Genomic DNA, 19,004 nt, shown 5'->3' with positions numbered 1-19,004 from the left:
TTGGGTCTATCTTAAGCTGTTTTGGTCAATCCTCTAATCTTATGCCTCCAGTTCTGTAGTATTTTTTTTACTGTTCTTTTTTACAGTGTGAGCGCTTTCCTCTAGTATATACATTACCGGTAATTGGGATGTAATATTCGATTCTCCTATATAAACTTCTGTAACATAATAGGCAATGTTGATATCGGAAATTTTTGCTAATTGGCAGTTTTTGCTATTGGTGATACTGATGATGTTGCAGCCTTCTAATTTTAATTGATTTGCAAGATGCAGTGTATGATCCGTTTCACCAGAAACAGATAAGATAATGGCTGTACTGTTTTTTAATTCTTTACTGTTAATCGGATAAAAGGGGTCTTTAATAAAAGTAGAAAATTTTCCTAAGCTGGAAAAGTATCTTGCTCCATACTCTGCTAAAATTCCAGAACTGCCTGTTCCTACGAAAATAACTTTATTTGATTTGATTACCATTTCAGCTGTTTCGTGTATGTACGTTTCGAAGTTCCCTTTCATTGTCCGTTCCAAAAACTCAGAAAGATAGTATTTTGTTGATTTTAAGTTTTCTTGTTCATTTCTATCTAAATATAATTTTAATTTAATCTTAAACTCGGAAAAACCATCACAGTTTAGTTTTCGGCAAAACCTTAAAATACTAGAAGTGGAGACGTGTGTTTCGTCAGATAATTCTCTAATGCGCATGTAAATAACCTTTTCAATATTTTTTGTAACATAGTTATAGAGTAGCATTTCCAAATCATTAAAGGATTGGATCATTTCATTTGTGAACAAATTTTTCCCTCCTACTCTAAAAGATAGTTTTCCTATATTCACCATTTAGTATAAAACAGGTTGTGACTAAAATGTAACAAATTCCTACTGAAGAAAAAAGATACTAAGTGTTTATTTTTTATTGTATTATATTTGAAAGCGTATACAATTTAGAAGGAAGGCGGAATATGATGTTTTGGTTATGAAAAATAGGGAGGGAATAAAATGAAGAAATTGCTATTAGTATGTGCAGCAGGAATGTCCACTAGCTTATTGGTAAATAAAATGAATGATGCGGCAAAGGAGAAAGGGGTAGAGCTAGAAATTTTCGCGTTGCCAGTGTCAGAATGTCAAAAAGTTGCTCATGAAGTAGATGTCGTTTTATTAGGACCACAGGTTCGTTACCAAAAACCACAGGTAGAAGAGATTATAGCTGGAAGAGTACCAGTGGAAGTAATCGATATGAGAGCATATGGCACGATGAATGGAAAGGCAGTATTAGAAAGGGCGTTAGAATTAATAGCTTAATGGATATGCAATTTGCAACTAGATATGCCTGCAAAATAAAACAGTTTCTAACTGTGAATATAATGACATTTATTTGGGGGGAGTTTTACAATGGGTTTTATGGCCGCTTTTGAGAAGTTTGCGGAGAAAACATTAGTGCCAGTTGCAGCAAAATTAAACTCACAAAGGCATATAGTTGCAATCCGTGATGCATTTATTCTATCTTTTCCTATTACACTTGCAGGTTCATTAATTGTCTTACTAAATTTTGCCGTTTTAGCTCCAGATGGCTTTATAGCTAAAATCTTATTTTTGCATAAATTATTTCCGAATTTAGCAGATTTACAATCTGTTTTCTCGCCGGTTCTAAATGGATCAGTTAATATTTTATCCATGTTTATTGTCTTCCTCGTTGCCAGAAATATGGCGATCTCTCTCAAAGCAGATGAATTATTAAGTGGACTTACTGGTCTTTCTGTATTTTTTATTATATACCCACCATATACAAATGTAGATGGGGCAAATTTCTTAACGACTCAATGGGTCGGTGCACAAGGATTATTTGTTGCATTAATTGTAGGGTTGTTAGTTGGAGAACTTTTCAGTAAATTATCTAAATCGAAAAGGCTTCAAATTAATATGCCTGATTCTGTTCCTCCAGCTGTTTCTCGTTCTTTTAAGGTGTTATTCCCAATTATTATTATTACTGTTTTGTTCGCTATTGTAAACGCTTTAATAAATGCTATTTATCCAGATGGCCTGCACGGATTTATTTATGCCGCAATTCAGACACCATTAAAAAGTCTAGGTACAAATATCGTTTCTCTTGTTATATTAGCGATTGTTTCCAACCTTTTATGGGTATTCGGTATTCATGGTCCCAACACGATTGCTGCTATTCGTGAAGCAATGTTTGCAGAGGCGAATTTAGAAAACCTTAACTTTGTTGCGGAGCATGGGACTGCTTGGGGAGCTCCATATCCAGTAACTTGGGCGATTAATGATGCTTTTGCGAACTATGGCGGCTCTGGAATGACACTTGGACTACTAATTGCTATCTTTATTGTTGCGAAAAGACAGGATTACAGAGATATTGGTAAATTATCGATTGCGCCAGGAATATTTAATATTAATGAACCAGTTATTTTTGGTTTGCCAGTAGTATTGAATCCGATTTTAATCGTGCCGTTTATTCTTGTCCCTGCCATTAATATTATTATCGGATATGTTGCCATTGTATCTGGATTAATTCCGCCAATTGCCTATTCTGTGCCGTGGACTACGCCAGGACCACTAATTGCCTTCCTGGGCACAGGCGGAAACTATATCGCGTTATTGCTTGGATTTGTGTGTCTAGCCGTCTCTACTCTTGTGTATTTGCCATTTGTCATCGCAGCAAATAAAGCCAATGCAGTAAGTTATGGAGGACAAAAAAGTGATTCGGATGTCTCGGCTTAAAGAGTGAGGAAGTATGAATCACTATACTATCCAGTTCCTATGTGGACAAATAAACTATGTCCGAGCTTTTTTTGAAAATTATCAGGATGCTAAAGTTCAAACAGATGTAGAGATTCTAAATAAAATAAAGGCAAATATTCAGGTAGAATCAGCGTTAAATGTAACGGAAGTACAATCTTACTTAGAGAAAATTTTTCAACAATCTAAATATGGCTGTGCGTTGCATTTTCAAACGATAGTGATAGAAGGGGGAGAGTAATATACTGGAAATGATAGTGGTGTCCGAGGTACTCATTTAGTGGGTACCTTTTTTGATGGAAGGGGATTGTTTTTTCCATTTCTAGATAGGCAGGAATTATATTTTTATGCTAGAATGTATAGGATAAATATCGAATGGAATATATACTAGGTAAAATCTGCATCTTTCTTTTTATCTCGTATTACATTATAATTATTTTAACTTTAATTTTAAGCAGGGGGAGATTTCAATGGGTGAAGTCTCTTTCTGTTTGTTTGCGATTTTATAAAGAAGCGATTGGTTTTTACTATTAGCACAATTGGTGTATAGTTATTATAGATAATTTTAGAAGGAATAGGGTGTTGAAATAATGAGTGAATATCGAGTATTACTTTATTATAAATATGTACCGATTGAAAATCCGGAAGAGTTAACACAAGAGCATTTAGCTTTTTGTAAAGAGCTTGGATTATTAGGTCGTATTCTTATTTCCCATGAAGGGATTAATGGAACAGTTTCTGGTACGGTAGAGCAAACAGATAAGTATATGGAAGCGATGAGACAGGATCCTCGCTTTAGTGATACTATCTTTAAAATTGATGAAGTGGATGGACATGCTTTTAAGAAAATGCATGTTCGCCATAAAAAAGAATTAGTGAACTTAAGCTTAGAAGATGATGTAGATCCACTTGAATTAACTGGTAAGCACTTAAAACCAACAGAATTCTATGAGCAAATGCAAGATTCAAATACAATCGTAATTGATGCTCGTAACGATTATGAATATGATCTTGGTCATTTTAGAGGTGCTATTAAGCCGGAGATTGAAACATTTAGAGAACTGCCACAATGGATTAAAGAAAATAAAGAGATGCTAGAAGGTAAGAAAATTCTTACTTACTGTACTGGTGGAGTAAGATGTGAGAAGTTCTCTGGCTGGTTAATGAAAGAGGGCTTTGAAGATGTAAGTCAATTAGATGGTGGAATTGTGACTTACGGTAAAGATCCAGAAGTACAAGGCGAGCTTTGGGATGGTCAATGCTATGTGTTCGACCAAAGAATCAGTGTGCCAGTCAATCAAAAAGAGCATGTTATCGTTGGACGTGACTTCTTTACTGGTGAGCCATGCGAGAGATATGTAAACTGTGCAAACCCAGAGTGTAACCGCAAAATGCTTTGCAGTGAAGAAAATGAAGAGAAGTATATGAGAAGCTGTAGCCACGAGTGCCGTACGCATCCAAGAAACTTCTATGTTAAACATCATGGTCTTACTCCAGAACAAGTGGAAGCAAGAGTAAAAGAAATTGCTCAATGGGAAGAAGAAAGTAAAGTAATGTAATAAATAATAGGGGCTGTCCTTAATGGACGGCCTTTTTGTTATTTGGGATTGATTTGGCTGATAAAACGAAACAATGGCTGATAAAGGAGGAGTTTTGGCTGATAAAATGAAACAATGGCTGATAAAGGAGAAGATTTGGCTGATAAAATGAAACAATGGCTGATAAAGGAGAAGATTTGGCTGATAAAATGAAACATTGACTGAAAAAACGAAACTTATGCTGATAATGCAATAGTTTTGGATAATAAAAGCCAAAACTTAGGCTGATATCCCTTTTATTTGCGCGATATCAGCCTTCTTTGGTGTCAAATCTAATGAAATTAGTTTAATATCTTGATTTTTGATGGGGGTGACTGGTTACTATGAATAAATGCTAATAATTGTTCCGCCATATATTCACAAGGATACCAAAATCCCCCTTGAACCACTCCCTAATCATCCCGACAATTGCATTAGCCTGATAACTGATAGGAAGATTTCGGTTGATGTGTGAATCTACTAGTGCATACTCAAAATCTTCTTTATTCACATTCTTTAAAGTCTGATAAATATGCTGTTGGTGATCATATAGGAAGTCAGAAGAAAAAACTAGCTTATAAAACAAGGCATGTCTTTGTACATGTTCAAATATTTTAATTGATTTTGCTGTTAATTGGAGACATTAAAGGTTTCTAGATGTACATATAGAAAGTGATAAGCGCAAATTAAATCAGCAGGAACATCGCAGCTGATGAAGGCTGGACTTCTTACTAAAATATTTTTATTAACTGTTAAGAAAGTAGAAATTTTCTGAAGCCTACACGCCCCTAACCGGGTGCTCTCCGCTTATCTTATTGTCTAGCTCCAGCGAATACCGCCTAGCAAACTTTCAGATCTTCTCCCCACGATAAGTCAACATCGATTCACTAACGCTCATCGTGTTTCCTTTATATCAGTCGAAGTTCTTCCAGTTTGTACGGCGCCTCCGTTTTCTTATAATTCGAAGGTCTCACCTAACTCTAATACTTTCCCTTTAAATCCAAGTTCTTCAAGCTTGTTGACAAATGCTTTTGCGTCTTGTTCAATAACAGGGAATGTATTGTAATGAATAGGAATAATTAGTTTTGCTTGATACCATTCGGCTGCTTGTAGTGCATCTTCAGTTCCCATTGTAAAATGGTCTCCGATTGGTAGGAAAACAACATCTAAATTATGACGATCCCCAATCATTTTCATATCGCCAAATAGTCCAGTGTCTCCAGCGTGATGCAACACTTTTTCCTCTGCTTCAATAATATATCCAGCTGGCATTCCGCCATATAAGATGTTTTTATTTTCTTCATCAATAATCCCTGAGCTGTGGAATGCATGTGTCATTTTCACTTTTGCAAATTCTAAATCCAGTGTTCCTCCGATATTCATCCCAATTGTTTCCACGCCCTTCCATGACATATAGGCAGCTAATTCTGGATTAGCGACAACCGGGGCATTATTTGCTTTAGCGATTGGTGCAGCGTCGAGAATATGATCCATATGAGCATGTGTCAAAAGAACAGCATCTACTTTCATTTCCTCCACTTTAGAAACTGCGGAAGGATTGCCACTAATAAACGGATCAATAACCAATGATTTTCCTTCTGTACTAATTTCAATAGTGGATTGACCATGATACGTAATTTTCATACAAAATCATCTCCTTAATTCCACAAAAATGTGGATTATTGTCCATTTTAGATTAAAACAGAGAGAGGGAAAGTGCCAAATGATATGCTTGTCTGTTGCTTTCATAATATGTCCTCTGCAGTAAGAAGTATTAACACTACTTTATAAGGAAATACATTGTCAAAGGAAAAGATTATCGTTGCTTCGGCTGGCACAAAGCTAGCATTATAAAAGAAATAATCGTGATGGATAGTACCCAAATCCAAGCCATTCGCATATTTCCATTATCGATAGCAACATAAATAGCGGTAGGCAAGGTTTGTGTTTTTCCAGGAATATTCCCTGCAAACATTAAGGTGGCCCCAAATTCTCCTAGCCCTCTGGCAAAGCTAAGGATACTTCCAGAAAGGATAGAGTGGGAAGCAAGTGGAATGGAAATGGATGTGAGTACTTTCCATTCATTTGCCCCATCGACTCGTGCTGCCTCCTCGATTGAGCGATCAATTTGAATAAATCCTGCTTTAGCTGATTGATACATTAAAGGAAAGGATACGATAAATGCAGCAATTACTGCAGCCCACCATGTAAAAATGACAGGCTGATGAAAGATCCATTCGATTACTTTACCGAGGATACTATTTCTACCAAACAGAACGAGTAGTAGGAAACCAGTAACAGTTGGAGGAAGAACGATTGGCAAAAGTAAACAAGTTTCAAGCAATGCCTTTCCCTTAAATTTTTTTCTGGCTAACTTGGCAGCAAGTATTGTGCCACTAACTATGACGACAATAGTGGCAACCAGAGAAACTTGTAAGGATAGGCAGAGGGGGGACCAAAAATTTGACCATTCCTCTTTAGTTAACAATAAATCCATCTTCCTCGAAAACCTTTAAACTAGTTGGTGTTTGCAGATAGTCATAAAACGTTTTTGCTGCCTCGTAATTTTTGCTGTCCTTGATGATGCCAATCGGATAGACAATCGGGGAATGACTTGATTCCTCCGCAGTGGCAACGACTTCTACAGAATCAGATGTCTTTGCATCTGTTCCATAAACAATCCCTGCTGCCACATTGTTTGTTTCAACATATGACAATACTTGACGAACATCTTTTGCGGTAATGATATTCTCCTGTACTTTTTCCCATATGTGAAGAGTTTGAAGCGTCTCTTTCGCATAATTTCCTGCGGGTACTGATTCTGGTATGCCGATGGCGATTTTTTCCTTATCTAATGTTTCAAGATCAGCGAAACGATTAATCGTTACATTAGATTGTTTATTTGTAATCAGAACTAAATTGTTTTTTACTAAGTCGATATGATCGGACTCTTTAATCAGTCCATCGTCAACCAAAAGATCTAGCTTATCCTGTGCAGCTGAGAAAAATAAATCAACCGGTGCTCCTTGAGCAATCTGTTGCTGCAAAGCTCCTGATGAACCAAAGTTAAAGGTTAATGTAATGTCTGGATGTTCCTCCTCGAATTTCTTCTTGATCGTATTTAATGAATCTTGCATGCTTGCTGCTGCAGAGATCGTTAAAGAAAACGTTTCTTTTTTAGAGGAAGAGGTATTTTCTCCATTATTGCTACAAGAGGCTAAAATCAATAAGGCTAATAATAGGAGGAATTTACTGTACTTTTTCATCGTACCTCTCCTTTATTAAAAATATCGCTTAATGATGCCTTTTCTTGTTTACTCAAAATGGATAGTGGCTCTCTACATATTCCTGCATTAATATTATTTTCTGTTAGTACATATTTGATGGCTCGCAGTGTTCCTATTTCTAAGATGGTATGCATGGTTGGCAGTAGTTTAGACAATTGGTCTTCTGCAAGTTTCCATTCATTATTTTTTCCCAATTGAACAATTTGTTGTATTTCTTTTGGAAAAATATTTCCTATTATACTAGTGATTCCGTCATAACCGTTTTGCATATTATCTAAAAGATGAATATCGAATCCAGTTAACACGGAGAAGGAAGGACCAAGCTTATTTTTTACTAGAGGTGCATTGCTAGGATTACCTGCTTCCTTTAAAGCTTGGATTTGCGGACAGGACTCTACTAAATCGTATAAAGTAGTTAATTCTAAGTTAAATCCAGTACGTGATGGATTATTATAGAGCATAATTGGTAAATCAGTCACAGCACACACTTTTTTCACGTATTCAGCTGCTTCTCTTTGGCTCATTCGTAAATAAGGAGGAAACCCTAGCATAATTCCATCTAGATTTTCTCGTTGGGCAGCTTCCGCCAATCGAATAGCGTCAGATGTTCTTACAGCAGCAACTCCTCCGATAAGAAGGAGCTTTTCTTCTCCAGCTAACCGTGCTTCTCGTAAGAGGGTTATGCGTTCCTCGATGGACATCGAATGCTGCTCTCCTGTTGAACCACTGATAAGCAGTGCAGGAACCTGATTTTTTTTATAGTAATCTATTAAAGAATAAATACCGCTTAATGAGAGATTTTCCTTATCATCAAACGGGGTAACCATTGCAATGCTAAATGGAACAAATGGATTTTGTTTAATCATTCTTCCTCACTCCTTTTAAAATAGATTATACTTAAACTATTCAATAGTAAAAAGAAGGCTGTTTAATAAAAGTCTTTCTATCAATTTATCTTTTTCTCGTTTTGAAATCAATATGAAATGTGAAGGGAGCAGGTTTTTTGTGGTAAAAGTAGCGTTGAATTATGCGATAATGCTGGAACAAGTAAAAAGTAATGGATATAAGGAAGAAGCGATTATACAGGCTTTGGAAAGCAAGGATCTTATTTTTTTTCAAAGCTGTGGTAATGCTTTGCCTGATTGGGAAACACTTTTCTCCTATTATGAAAAAAATAAGACAAGCGTAAAAGCGATTATTGCAGATGAATATGAAATAACCTTTTTAACAAAGGGAACGTTAAAAAGACTTTTATCATTAAAATATCAATTAGTAGAGGGAAGAGACTTTGAGGACCGAGGAGAAGTATTGGGAACAATCACTTTATCGAAGGAATCCTTTCATTCCTTTACATCGATTTTAGCAAAAAATTGGACTTTTGTCGTATTGGAAGAGAATACATACAATGTTATCTTTGATATTAAGTTATCCGTAATCGATTAAATGAAATTAGGACAAGTGGTTGTTATTTTTACGATAAATCTTTCTTTATAATATAGAAGGAGGTAGAAATAGCATATATGAATAGAAAGAGGCTAATGAAGATTAGTCCCTTTTTTTACAACAAAAACAGAACATATGTTCCTTTTGGGAGGCTTGAGTATGAAGGAATGCCGTTCTTTTCAATCAGAGGCTTTTACCGCGTTCTTGCAGGATAATAAATCATTATTAAGCAATCCAATTGTAAAAAGCTTTTTGGAAAAAAAGATAAATTTACTTCTATTAAAAAAGGCGATAGAATTCCCAACAAAGGAAAATAAAGAAAAGCTGGATGAAGCCTTTAAAAAGCATTTTTTTACCATTCGATTTACTGCGTATATTACTTCTTCCATGGAGTATAGCACCATTAATTTTAATAAAAACTTAACAATGTATCAGAAAAGATTTCCGTTAATACTTGCTGAAAGGGAAGCTGGGGGAGAGAAGGACATTACTCTATATGATAAAGAGGCTGAAATAGAAAGGATGGTGGAGAAGGAGGTCTTGCGAGCAAGTGTGGAGGAGTATATTGCAGATAAGATGATTTATTCAGCCATTCTTAGTTTGACCACTTCACAACGAGACATTCTAACCTATGCATATCTATATAAATTAACGGATACAGAAATTGCTCGAACAATTGGTACATCGCAACAATATGTTTCAAAAACACGAAAAGTAGCTTTACAACGAATTCTTTCATTTATGAACGGAAGGAGGAAGGTGGATGGAATTGATAGATATGACTCAATGGATGACAATGATCAGTAACTTTGGTTTTCCCTTAACATTATCATTATTTGTTCTGCTTCGATTAGACAAAAAAATAGATCAGCTTCTGAAGGAATGGAACGAAATGAAACCAAATCAACGAAAGGAAAATGGCAAATGACAGATATGTATACAATCGTAAAAAGAGCAAAAGTAGATCCTGAAATGTTAATGGAATTAATTAAGCTGTTTGAGCCAAAGGTCAATAAACTAATGAATAGGACAAATCCGAATGACAGGACGGATCTCTCACAAGAACTGAAAATCATGCTAATAGAGTCTGCTTATCAATATGATTTAGAAAGTATTCCGGGATTTTGGGAATTTAAAGATAAGTATACAAGCTAATAGTGGCTATTTAACAGAAAAAATCCGAGTCCAATCTATAATCAACTTGGATAGAAAGGCTCGGATTTTTTAGAAAGATTACACTTTCCGTTTCAATAAACTATTTGTAATGGCATAAAGATGCTGTTTATAATCTCCATCAGGTAATTTATTAAGTTGTTTGATTGCTTTTTCAGTATATTTTTTAGCAAGGAGTTCTGCTTTTTCTACCCCTTTATATTTAGAAATAAGTTCAGAAATCTGTTGCATATCCTCATCAGTCAACGCGTCTTTTTTATCTAAAATAGGAATCAGTTCTTTAGGATTCGCTTGAATTGCATAAATGAGCGGCAAATTATAATGACCTTGTTTAATATCTGCCAACACAGGCTTGCCTAATGTTAAGCTATCTCCTTTATAATCTAGAATATCATCCATAATTTGAAAGGCCATGCCGATATAATGTCCCATATTCCAAGCGTTCATAGCGAGTGGTCGGCTAGCTTCACTTTCTATAGCACCGGAATAGCAGCTTACAGCAAAAAGCTGGGCAGTTTTTCCAGAGATTCTTGTTAAGTAATTTTTAACCGTCACTTTAGATTGATATCGAGCATTTAATTGATCTAATTCTCCGCTTAAAATTTTTTCCATGCTACGAGCATTAAATTCTAAATGAGATAGAGACGTTGCGTGTTTAGATAAGATCGTAAAACAAACGCAGAATAGATAATCACCTGCATAGATGGCAAACTTATTTCCATTATGAGCATGGATTGTGGGAATATTATGCCGTGTAGGTGATTCATCAATAACGTCATCATGGATTAATGTAGCCATATGCAATGTTTCCAATGCAGCTGCAACTGCTATCGCGCGGTTTTTGTCTTTAGAAGGACCTACTTGTGAACAAAGCAGGGAGTAAGCAGGTCTAAGTAATTTGCCACCTGAATAGATTAAATCTTTAATCGTTTTTTCTACTACTTTGTCACGAACACGAATATTGCTTTCAATTAATTGAAGTACTTTTGACAAATCATTCTTTAATTCCGGATACGTATCCCACATTTGATGTACACGCATACTCTAACCTCTTTCATTACTAGATTCGTTTATTTCCGATAAATCTCTATAATATTGTAGTTTTTCTACATGTGTGATTAGATAGTTGGCAAGTATTCCTATGGCTATTCCTGATAAGATGCCGATAAAGGATAAAATAGGCAAATATAAAAATACAGTCCATGTTTGTGCAACAAAGCTTGCAACAGCTAATTGACCAATATTATGGAGAATAGCCCCGGTGGTACTTACTCCTATTAAGCTAATTCGTTTGGTGCCAAGCTGCTTTACACTCCACATGCCAATAAAGCTTAACAGAGCCCCGCTTGCACTATACATAAAGGTAGAAAGCGTTCCTCCTAATAGTGTCGCTAAGCAAAGGCGAATCGCAATTACTTTAAATGCATCTCTTGTAGGAAGTGTGTAAAGAGCTAAGCATGTAATAATATTTGCTAATCCAAGCTTTGCTCCAGGTGCAAAGGCAAATGGAAATGGAATAGCCCGTTCTAGTAAGCTTATTATTACAGCTTGTGACGCAAGCAGTGCTATATATACAAGGCGTTGATTTTTCGTCATATTCTCAACTTCCATTCTTGCGGATGTTATTTTTCCTATAAATAAGTTGATTGTAGGTTAAATAAATACTGATACCTATTAATCAGTATAGGACAAAAAAGAATAGAGTGAATTTTGATCTTCCTCTTCATTCAAAGGAATAAACCCTATAGTCAAATAAAGAGCTTGGAGCAAAAAGCAACCAACTAATTTCAAAGCTTAGCTTTTAGACATGATCAAGGAATAAATTCAATTAGCTTCTTTTTTCTCCTTTACTGATTCAGGAGGATTGCTAGAAACATGGAAAATAATGCATTCTCTATGTTTCTAGCATATTATTTCATTACTTATAATCCTTATAAATCGCTCGTTCTTTTCCGTACCACCAGTCACCTAATTTTCTTTGAAGGAACGGAATAACCCAATAATCTAATCCAAATGTACGACCAGATCCGTTCATCAAGGCGATTGATGCTGGCAATGCCCAAACTTTATCCCATCCAAGCATTGCAGTTAGTGTAAACATTACTAAGAAAGCAGCACTCGCAGCATTTGCTAACCATGTGAATAAACCAGCTAGAATTGCTAATCCAATTGCTAATTCAATAAAGATCATCATTTTTTGCATAAATAGTGCAACTTCTGGTGTTGGCAGCATGATTTTCATAATCCATTCAAACCAGAATGGCATTTTGCTTAAAATCGGTGTCGCAAAGTCAGTAGAAGTAGCGGCTTCACTCGCACCGCTTGTTGCAGTTTGTAGCCATTCAAACGGCATTTTTACACTAGTAGCTGTTAGCCAAGAATCTTCTCCTAGACCATTGAATAGGTTTGGAACCTTAGACCAGCTAGAGATAGAATCTTTCCATGTAGATTCACCCCAAAGTTTTGCACAAGCTTCTATTATCCAGAAACCTGCAACAAAGACACGTAAAGGTAAACTCCAAAGAACATTTCCATAGCGTGTTAAGAAGTCACGGAATATATTACGTTTATCTTTTGTATGGAAAAACTCATGCATCACATATTGGTACATATAATAGCCGCTTCCGATGCCAAAGAAATAATATAGATTAACCATATGTTTCATGAAGTTTGCAAACCAGCCACTTAAATGCATACCACTTAAATTCGCAACACCGTATCTAGCTCCGATTGATACCATTACCCCGTGGTATTTCCCTTTATATGCTTCTTTTTCGCCGCCGCTAATCTCTGCAATGATATTCTTTGCAGCTGTTAGAGCAGTTTGTTCAGCAGCTTCAACAATTTGAGGAGTAGGCTTTCCAGGCTCTTCTTCAAAATATGCTAAGTCACCAACTACATATACATCTTTATAATCTTCTGATTCCATATGAGCATTTACTTTTAAACGTCCTGCTCTTCCTGCAGACATACCATAATCTTTTGTATCAGAATTTGCGCGAACCCCTGCAGTCCAAATAAGCGTATAGGTTGGAAGCTCTTCGCCGGATTTTAAAACAATAGCATCTTCTTTTACTTCAACGATTGGAGAGCTTTTTAGGATCTTAACGCCTTGTTTCACCATATAGCTTTCTGCTTTATCAGCATCTCTGCGCTCAAGCATATTTAATATAGTAGGAGCAGCTTCGACCACATATAAAGTAATATCTTCTGCGTCTAATTTATAGTCTTTCGCCAATCTCTCTTTCCATTCAATAAGTTCCCCAACCATTTCAATTCCTGTGAACCCAGAACCACAGACAGTAAAGGTTAGCATTGCTTTTCTAGTAGCTTCGTCATGAACGTTAGCTGCTTTACGAACGATTTTCTCAATATGCTCTCTTAATCTAACAGCATCTTCCCAAGACCAAAGGGTAAATCCGTTTTCTTGTACTCCAGGTGTGCCAAAATCATTTGGTTCGCCACCCATTCCCAAGATTAAATAATCGAAGGAAAATTGTCCGTGTTCTGTCGTTACTAATTTACTTTGATAATCAACATGTTTAACATTGTCTGTAACTAATTTCACCTTTGTGCGATTAAATAAACGACGTAAATCAAATTGAATAGCATCTGGTTCTACTCTGTGTGCAGCAACCTCATGTAATTCAGTCATCATTGTATGATAGGAATGTCTATCTATAAGTGTAATGGAAACTGAATCATCTTTTTTATACTTTTTAGCAAGCTTTTTTGCGGCATGAACGCCTGCATAACCTGCTCCGATTATGACAATATTTTTTTTGTCCATTCTTCCTATTCACTCCCTTAATTGGTTAATTTCTTTCTTGTGAAGTTTTGAACAATACTAATATAACAATGTGGTTTTTATCTGTCTATGGACTTCATAGAATGTATACATTTAAAAATTACGGTTGTTCACATTTTTGCAACAATTACGAATGAATGATTTTTGTCATAAATTCTCCATATTTTAAAAGGTCACTGATAAACACTATTACGACAATGATTAATCCGGAAATGAGCTGTTTTACAGGGTTTTGTACACTAAAAAGTCGATAGACAGTAAGAGAATGCAATGATAAAATGACGATGTTATAAATGTGAAAAAGTTCACATTGTGAAATAAATGGCGGCTTTTAGGTAATCAACAAAAAATAGTAAATAACTATAATGTGATATTCATAGAAGGGAATGGGTTTAATGAAAAAATTAAAAAAGGCGGCGATTTTGTTACTTTCCCTCTTTTTATTAGTAGGCTGTGGCAAGCAAAAGGATACAGACACAGGGGTAACGAGTACCCCCTATAAAAAAACGGAATTCTTAATGGGAACAGTAGTAACCATTAAAATCTTTGATAAAGATAAAGAAGAAGTATTGAACCAAGTATTCGATCGAATAGAGCTGCTTGCAAGTCAAATTACAGTCAATGAAGAAGGATCGATTATTGACGAAATCAATGAAAATGCTGGTTTAAAACCAGTACAGGTACCAGATGATATCTATCGTTTGGTGAAAGCAGGAAAAGATTATAGTGGATACTCAGGAGGCGATTTTGATATCACAATTGGTCCCCTTACTAATTTGTGGCATATCGGATTTCCAGATGAAAAAAAGCCGACTCAAGCAGAGATAGATGAAATCCTCCCTTTTATTAATTATAGAAAGATAGAATTAAATGAAGAGAAGCAAACCGTCTATTTGCCAGAACAAGGAATGATGTTGGACTTAGGAGGAATTGCAAAAGGGTTTATTACAGACGAAGTTGTGAAGGTATTAGAGGATAATGGGGTGAAATCTGCCATTATCGATTTAGGCGGAAACATTTATGTAAAAGGAAAGAATGCATCAGGAAAGCCTTGGGAAGTTGGTGTTCAGGATCCATTTTCAGACAGAGGAGAAATGGTAGGGAAAATGGAAGAAACGGATACATCCATTGTAACATCAGGAATATATGAACGTTATTTGGAAGTTGATGGTGTCAAATATCATCATATTCTTAGCCCTAAAACAGGTTATTCTGTAAATAATGATGTTGCGGGAATAACCATTGTTTCTGATAAGTCGTTTGATGGGGATGGATATTCGACAACGATATTTATAAAAGGAGTAGATGAAGGATTAAAAGCAGTAGAACAAATGGATGGAATGGAAGCTATTTTTGTAACAAAAGATAAGAAGGTTTACTTAACATCGGGACTAAAAGATAAATTTACTTTAACGAATGATAAATTTGAAATAGCGAACTAATAAGGAAGAGGGAGGCGTAAGGCATGTCGATTCGTTCATTTTTAAAGTTAGTAGAAATCCAAACAAAAATAGCTAGTGTTTTTCCGTTTTTCATCGGGATATTATTTGTATTATACCGATACGATGCATTTCATTTGAAAAATACGCTTATATTCTTTAGCTCTATGCTCATCTTTGATTTAACAACAACAGCAATAAATAACTATATGGATTATCGAAAAGCGAAAAGTGATGAATATAGGAAAGAAAAAAACGTGATTGGGCAGGAAGGGATAAAAGAAAGCACGGTTATCGCAACGATACTTACGCTCTTTTTAATGGCAACAGGGTTGGGAATCTGGCTTAGTATCGAGACAGACTTACTTGTACTTTTAATTGGATTTATATGCTTTTGCATTGGAATTTTGTATACCTTTGGGCCAATTCCCTTATCAAGAATGCCTTTAGGAGAAGTGTTTTCTGGAGTTACGATGGGGTTTGGTATCGTTTTTCTAACGGTATATGTAAATGCCTTTGATGTTGGAATTGCCGCTTTGACTTGGGAAAAGGAAATGATATTTCTCCAAGTTAACCTGATAAAAATAATAGAAATCATTATTGTGTCTTTACCATGTATGTTTACGATAGCAAACCTTATGCTTGCAAATAATATTTGTGACGTAGAAGAAGATATTAAGAATCATCGCTTTACCTTGCCGTTTTATCTAGGCAAAAAATATTCCTTATGGCTGTATAACGGGCTTTATGTAGGATCTTTTGTTGCTATTTTGATTTCAGTCTTTCTACATTTACTACCAATAATAGCGTTATTAAGCTTAGTTGCTATTTTACCAGTATATAAGCATATGCGGATTTTTAATGAACTCCAAGTTAAATCAAAAACATTTAGTTTAGCTGTGAAAAACTTGATTATTGTTAATGGATTTCTAGTAGTGTCTTTAGCAATGTCTTTCATTATTAGATAAGAAATTTACTGATCACTAAGAGACTTGCACTTTTCTATTTAGGGATAGGGGGGATTAGTTTGGGTGTTGTTTTGGAAGTGGAAGGATTAAGCTTTCGATATGATAAAAAACAGGACAGGAGCAATATATCAGATGTTTCCTTTCAATTAAGAGAAGGGGAATGGACCGCACTTATTGGTCATAATGGAAGTGGTAAATCCACGTTAGCTCATTTGCTTGTTGGATTGCTTCAACCTGATGCAGGACAACTGAAAATAAACGGAACAGTTTTAAGGAAAGAATCAGTATCTTGGGATATCGGCATCGTTTTTCAAAATCCTGAAAATCAGTTCATTGGAACAACGGTAGAGGATGATGTTGCTTTCGGACTGGAAAATATAAATATGCCATATAAACAAATGAGAGAAAGAGTGGATAAGGCATTAGAAGATGTTGGAATGACCGAGTATCGGATGGCAGATCCTTCTCAATTATCAGGTGGTCAAAAACAAAGAGTTGCAATCGCAGGAATGCTTGCATTGCAGCCAAAGGTGCTCATTTTGGATGAAGCTTTTGTTATGTTGGATCCGAGAAGCAGAAAGGAATTAATGGACACAATACGTAAGTTAACAAACAAAGGAATGACAATCCTATCGATTACTCATGATATGGAGGAAGCAGCCCATGCAGATAAAGTTATGGTCATAAAGCAAGGGAAAGTAGCGAAAATAGAAAGTCCTTCCCAGCTATTTTTCACCGATTCATCACTTGAAAAGCCCTTTGCAGAAAAACTAAGAAATGCATTGAAAAATAGAAAGTGTAATGTTCCAGAAAAATATATGACAGAAGCAGAAATGGTGTTATGGATATGCAAATCGAATTAAAGGATGTGTCAGCAAATTATCAGCTCGGACCAATCCGTAAATCCAACGTATTAAATACCGTAAATCTTACAATTGAATCAGGGACTTTTACAGCGCTCATTGGAAGAACTGGTGCTGGGAAATCTAGCTTGTTAAAGATATTAAATGGCTTGCTTCTACCGACAAAAGGCAGTGTACGTATTGGAGAAACAGTCATTAAGCAACCGTATCCTAAAAAGGATATCCGGAACATTCGTAAACAAGTGGGAATGGTCTTTCAATTTCCAGAGTCCCAATTATTTGCTGAAACAGTGGAAAAAGATATTTGCTTCGGGCCCATGAATTTTGGCGTGCCTTTAGAAGAAGCGAAAAAAACTGCTAAAAAGATGATTGAGTTAGTGGGGCTAGAGCCATCCATTTTATCAAAATCCCCGTTTTCCTTATCGGGGGGGCAGAAAAGACGAGTTGCAATTGCAGGGATTTTAGCAATGGAACCTGCTGTGCTTGTTCTAGACGAACCTGGTGCTGGATTAGATCCACAGGGAAAAAAAGAAATTATGTCTCTCATTTCTAGTTGGCATCAACAAGAAGGCTTAACTACCATTTTGGTTACGCATGACATGGAGGATGTAGCTTTATACGCTGATCGTGTTATTTTAATGGATCAAGGAAAAATAATAAAATACGAAAAAACAAAAACGATTTTTACAGATTCAGATTTACTAGAGAGTTGGGGACTTGAATTGCCACAGGCTCGGCGCTATCAAATAAAAATTGAACAGGAAACAGGAATGAAATTACCAAAGATATGCCTAACGTTAGATGAGCTAGCAGATGCTTTGGTTATGGTGGGATTGGTATGAATAAATTAATTTTAGGGAGATATTTTCCTGGAGGATCATGGCTTCATCGGTTAGATGCTCAGGCAAAAATGATTTCAGTCATTTTACTTATAGTGATGCTATTTATAGCAGATAGTTGGCAAGCCTACTTATTTTTATGGCTCATCACATTTTCTATCATGCATTTATCACAAGTTCCATTTCGTACTTATGTACGGGGAGTAAGACCAATGATTTGGCTTATCTTATTCACAGTGGTATTACAAGTGCTATTTACTTCTGGAAGCAACGTATATGTAACTATGGGACCAATTACCATTTCAGAGTACGGCTTAATAAATGGAATTTTTATCTTTAGCCGTTTTGTCATGATGGTATTTTTATCAACGGTCTTAACATTAACAACGAAACCAATCGATTTGACAGATGGGATAAATAAATTATTATCACCATTACGCTTTGTAAAAGTTCCGATTGATGATATAAGCATCATGCTATCTATCTCCTTACGTTTCATTCCTAATTTACTAGATGAAACCCAAAAGGTAATGGATGCCCAAAGAGCAAGAGGTACAGTGTTTGGCGAAGGTTCATTATTTCAGCAAATGAAAACACTAGTGCCAATTTTTCTTCCTTTATTTGTTAGTTCGATAAATAGAGCAGAGGATATGGCTAATATGATGGATGTAAAAGGATATCGATCTGGAATAAAAAGATCTACTTTTCGGAGAATCAACTGGAAAAAACAAGATTCATGGTGTTTATGCAGTGTACTGTTCATTGGAATAGTCACATTATTATTAAATTGATTTTTGATTTTGAGTAAGGATTGTCTGTCAACCGATGTCGGTTGATGGGCAGTCCTATTTTATTT

At 35.7% G+C, this 19,004-nt stretch carries 22 protein-coding genes; 13 read left to right on the top strand and 9 right to left on the bottom strand.

Translation table 11 applies throughout. From position 1 onward, the window contains the following. Positions 1–39 precede the first annotated feature (39 nt). A complete protein-coding gene (locus tag ACWNMZ_RS01055) occupies positions 40–789 on the bottom strand; it encodes a MurR/RpiR family transcriptional regulator (protein WP_109768646.1) in 750 nt (249 codons plus the stop codon). A gap of 204 nt (positions 790–993) precedes the next feature. On the opposite strand from ACWNMZ_RS01055, the gene ACWNMZ_RS01050 reads away from it, so the two are divergent. The 4 genes from ACWNMZ_RS01050 to trhO all read left to right on the top strand — a co-directional run bounded on the left by ACWNMZ_RS01050 (position 994) and on the right by trhO (position 4,310). After that, positions 994–1,296, top strand: coding sequence for a PTS sugar transporter subunit IIB (locus ACWNMZ_RS01050; protein WP_109768645.1), 303 nt, complete (start codon positions 994–996; stop codon positions 1,294–1,296). A gap of 90 nt (positions 1,297–1,386) precedes the next feature. Next, entirely contained in the window at positions 1,387–2,733 is a 1,347-nt protein-coding gene (locus tag ACWNMZ_RS01045) for a PTS sugar transporter subunit IIC (RefSeq protein WP_235248489.1), read from the top strand. 13 nt (positions 2,734–2,746) lie between these two features. After that, a complete protein-coding gene (locus tag ACWNMZ_RS01040; protein ID WP_109767884.1) occupies positions 2,747–2,992 on the top strand; it encodes a hypothetical protein in 246 nt (81 codons plus the stop codon). 346 nt (positions 2,993–3,338) lie between these two features. After that, positions 3,339–4,310, top strand: coding sequence for an oxygen-dependent tRNA uridine(34) hydroxylase TrhO (gene trhO, locus ACWNMZ_RS01035; protein WP_109767885.1), 972 nt, complete (start codon positions 3,339–3,341; stop codon positions 4,308–4,310). A 373-nt stretch (positions 4,311–4,683) separates the two neighbouring features. On the opposite strand, the gene ACWNMZ_RS01030 is transcribed toward trhO, so the two are convergent. From ACWNMZ_RS01030 to ACWNMZ_RS01010, 5 genes are all read right to left on the bottom strand, one after another. Further along, positions 4,684–4,941, bottom strand: a complete 258-nt coding sequence (locus ACWNMZ_RS01030) for a TetR-like C-terminal domain-containing protein (protein WP_353964064.1) — start codon at positions 4,939–4,941, stop codon at positions 4,684–4,686. Positions 4,942–5,282: 341 nt separating this feature from the next. Next, positions 5,283–5,972 (bottom strand): metal-dependent hydrolase, encoded by a 690-nt coding sequence (locus ACWNMZ_RS01025; protein WP_031535055.1) that lies wholly within the window; start codon positions 5,970–5,972, stop codon positions 5,283–5,285. A 172-nt stretch (positions 5,973–6,144) separates the two neighbouring features. Next, positions 6,145–6,825, bottom strand: a complete 681-nt coding sequence (gene modB / locus ACWNMZ_RS01020) for a molybdate ABC transporter permease subunit (protein ID WP_031535053.1) — start codon at positions 6,823–6,825, stop codon at positions 6,145–6,147. Next, entirely contained in the window at positions 6,806–7,594 is a 789-nt protein-coding gene (modA, locus tag ACWNMZ_RS01015) for a molybdate ABC transporter substrate-binding protein (RefSeq protein ID WP_031535050.1), read from the bottom strand. Before modA ends, modB begins: the two co-directional genes overlap by 20 nt. Further along, complete coding sequence (locus ACWNMZ_RS01010; RefSeq protein WP_031535048.1) at positions 7,591–8,481, bottom strand: dihydrodipicolinate synthase family protein; 891 nt, start codon at positions 8,479–8,481, stop codon at positions 7,591–7,593. Before ACWNMZ_RS01010 ends, modA begins: the two co-directional genes overlap by 4 nt. Before the next feature lie 139 nt (positions 8,482–8,620). Between ACWNMZ_RS01010 and ACWNMZ_RS01005 the strand changes: the two genes are divergently transcribed. From ACWNMZ_RS01005 to ACWNMZ_RS00990, 4 genes are all read left to right on the top strand, one after another. Further along, positions 8,621–9,058 (top strand): cupin domain-containing protein, encoded by a 438-nt coding sequence (locus ACWNMZ_RS01005; RefSeq protein ID WP_251627869.1) that lies wholly within the window; start codon positions 8,621–8,623, stop codon positions 9,056–9,058. Positions 9,059–9,217: 159 nt separating this feature from the next. Next, a complete protein-coding gene (locus ACWNMZ_RS01000) occupies positions 9,218–9,865 on the top strand; it encodes a sigma factor-like helix-turn-helix DNA-binding protein (RefSeq protein ID WP_031535044.1) in 648 nt (215 codons plus the stop codon). Next, positions 9,822–9,986: a YvrJ family protein gene (locus ACWNMZ_RS00995; RefSeq protein ID WP_081836540.1), complete on the top strand. Its 165-nt coding sequence runs from the start codon at positions 9,822–9,824 to the stop codon at positions 9,984–9,986. The genes ACWNMZ_RS01000 and ACWNMZ_RS00995 overlap by 44 nt, the downstream gene beginning before the upstream one ends. Next, on the top strand, positions 9,983–10,213 hold the full coding sequence (locus tag ACWNMZ_RS00990) for a hypothetical protein (RefSeq protein WP_031535042.1): 231 nt from the start codon (positions 9,983–9,985) through the stop codon (positions 10,211–10,213). Before ACWNMZ_RS00995 ends, ACWNMZ_RS00990 begins: the two co-directional genes overlap by 4 nt. A gap of 78 nt (positions 10,214–10,291) precedes the next feature. On the opposite strand, the gene ACWNMZ_RS00985 is transcribed toward ACWNMZ_RS00990, so the two are convergent. The 3 genes from ACWNMZ_RS00985 to ACWNMZ_RS00975 form a co-directional block, all read right to left on the bottom strand. Continuing rightward, the gene (locus tag ACWNMZ_RS00985; protein ID WP_031535040.1) at positions 10,292–11,272 is read right to left on the bottom strand and encodes a polyprenyl synthetase family protein; all 981 of its coding nucleotides are present in this window, start codon (positions 11,270–11,272) and stop codon (positions 10,292–10,294) included. Between the two features lie 3 nt (positions 11,273–11,275). Next, positions 11,276–11,827, bottom strand: coding sequence for a Gx transporter family protein (locus tag ACWNMZ_RS00980; protein ID WP_031535038.1), 552 nt, complete (start codon positions 11,825–11,827; stop codon positions 11,276–11,278). A gap of 322 nt (positions 11,828–12,149) precedes the next feature. Then, complete coding sequence (locus ACWNMZ_RS00975) at positions 12,150–14,021, bottom strand: FAD-dependent oxidoreductase (RefSeq protein WP_031535036.1); 1,872 nt, start codon at positions 14,019–14,021, stop codon at positions 12,150–12,152. A 413-nt stretch (positions 14,022–14,434) separates the two neighbouring features. Here ACWNMZ_RS00975 and ACWNMZ_RS00970 point away from each other — a divergent pair, with 413 nt between their 5' ends. The 5 genes from ACWNMZ_RS00970 to ACWNMZ_RS00950 are packed head-to-tail and all read left to right on the top strand — an operon-like array spanning position 14,435 to position 18,939. Continuing rightward, positions 14,435–15,481: an FAD:protein FMN transferase gene (locus tag ACWNMZ_RS00970; protein WP_031535034.1), complete on the top strand. Its 1,047-nt coding sequence runs from the start codon at positions 14,435–14,437 to the stop codon at positions 15,479–15,481. Between the two features lie 23 nt (positions 15,482–15,504). Further along, positions 15,505–16,446, top strand: a complete 942-nt coding sequence (menA, locus tag ACWNMZ_RS00965) for a 1,4-dihydroxy-2-naphthoate polyprenyltransferase (protein WP_031535031.1) — start codon at positions 15,505–15,507, stop codon at positions 16,444–16,446. A gap of 59 nt (positions 16,447–16,505) precedes the next feature. After that, positions 16,506–17,309, top strand: a complete 804-nt coding sequence (locus ACWNMZ_RS00960; protein ID WP_035415984.1) for an energy-coupling factor transporter ATPase — start codon at positions 16,506–16,508, stop codon at positions 17,307–17,309. Continuing rightward, the gene (locus tag ACWNMZ_RS00955) at positions 17,294–18,151 is read left to right on the top strand and encodes an energy-coupling factor transporter ATPase (RefSeq protein WP_031535028.1); all 858 of its coding nucleotides are present in this window, start codon (positions 17,294–17,296) and stop codon (positions 18,149–18,151) included. The genes ACWNMZ_RS00960 and ACWNMZ_RS00955 overlap by 16 nt, the downstream gene beginning before the upstream one ends. After that, entirely contained in the window at positions 18,148–18,939 is a 792-nt protein-coding gene (locus ACWNMZ_RS00950) for an energy-coupling factor transporter transmembrane component T family protein (protein WP_251627868.1), read from the top strand. The genes ACWNMZ_RS00955 and ACWNMZ_RS00950 overlap by 4 nt, the downstream gene beginning before the upstream one ends. The last annotated feature ends 65 nt before the right edge of the window (positions 18,940–19,004 follow it).

The organism is Niallia sp. Marseille-Q9988, from assembly GCF_976954375.1.
Note: the sequence above shows the minus strand (reverse complement) of the source record. Positions and strands in the feature narration are given on the sequence as shown.

What these genes read in the sequence shown, in the direction of transcription:
- ACWNMZ_RS01000 (WP_031535044.1), top strand. Translation starts at nt 9,218, where the DNA reads ATGAAGGAATGCCGTTCTTTTCAATCAGAGGCTTTTACCGCGTTCTTG.
- modB (WP_031535053.1), bottom strand. Translation starts at nt 6,825, where the DNA reads ATGGATTTATTGTTAACTAAAGAGGAATGGTCAAATTTTTGGTCCCCC.
- menA (WP_031535031.1), top strand. Translation starts at nt 15,505, where the DNA reads ATGTCGATTCGTTCATTTTTAAAGTTAGTAGAAATCCAAACAAAAATA.
- ACWNMZ_RS00995 (WP_081836540.1), top strand. Translation starts at nt 9,822, where the DNA reads ATGGAATTGATAGATATGACTCAATGGATGACAATGATCAGTAACTTT.
- ACWNMZ_RS01050 (WP_109768645.1), top strand. Translation starts at nt 994, where the DNA reads ATGAAGAAATTGCTATTAGTATGTGCAGCAGGAATGTCCACTAGCTTA.
- modA (WP_031535050.1), bottom strand. Translation starts at nt 7,594, where the DNA reads ATGAAAAAGTACAGTAAATTCCTCCTATTATTAGCCTTATTGATTTTA.
- ACWNMZ_RS00975 (WP_031535036.1), bottom strand. Translation starts at nt 14,021, where the DNA reads ATGGACAAAAAAAATATTGTCATAATCGGAGCAGGTTATGCAGGCGTT.
- ACWNMZ_RS00970 (WP_031535034.1), top strand. Translation starts at nt 14,435, where the DNA reads ATGAAAAAATTAAAAAAGGCGGCGATTTTGTTACTTTCCCTCTTTTTA.
- ACWNMZ_RS01025 (WP_031535055.1), bottom strand. Translation starts at nt 5,972, where the DNA reads ATGAAAATTACGTATCATGGTCAATCCACTATTGAAATTAGTACAGAA.
- ACWNMZ_RS01045 (WP_235248489.1), top strand. Translation starts at nt 1,387, where the DNA reads ATGGGTTTTATGGCCGCTTTTGAGAAGTTTGCGGAGAAAACATTAGTG.
- ACWNMZ_RS01010 (WP_031535048.1), bottom strand. Translation starts at nt 8,481, where the DNA reads ATGATTAAACAAAATCCATTTGTTCCATTTAGCATTGCAATGGTTACC.
- ACWNMZ_RS00990 (WP_031535042.1), top strand. Translation starts at nt 9,983, where the DNA reads ATGACAGATATGTATACAATCGTAAAAAGAGCAAAAGTAGATCCTGAA.
- ACWNMZ_RS01040 (WP_109767884.1), top strand. Translation starts at nt 2,747, where the DNA reads ATGAATCACTATACTATCCAGTTCCTATGTGGACAAATAAACTATGTC.
- ACWNMZ_RS00985 (WP_031535040.1), bottom strand. Translation starts at nt 11,272, where the DNA reads ATGCGTGTACATCAAATGTGGGATACGTATCCGGAATTAAAGAATGAT.
- ACWNMZ_RS00955 (WP_031535028.1), top strand. Translation starts at nt 17,294, where the DNA reads ATGCAAATCGAATTAAAGGATGTGTCAGCAAATTATCAGCTCGGACCA.
- ACWNMZ_RS00950 (WP_251627868.1), top strand. Translation starts at nt 18,148, where the DNA reads ATGAATAAATTAATTTTAGGGAGATATTTTCCTGGAGGATCATGGCTT.
- ACWNMZ_RS00980 (WP_031535038.1), bottom strand. Translation starts at nt 11,827, where the DNA reads ATGACGAAAAATCAACGCCTTGTATATATAGCACTGCTTGCGTCACAA.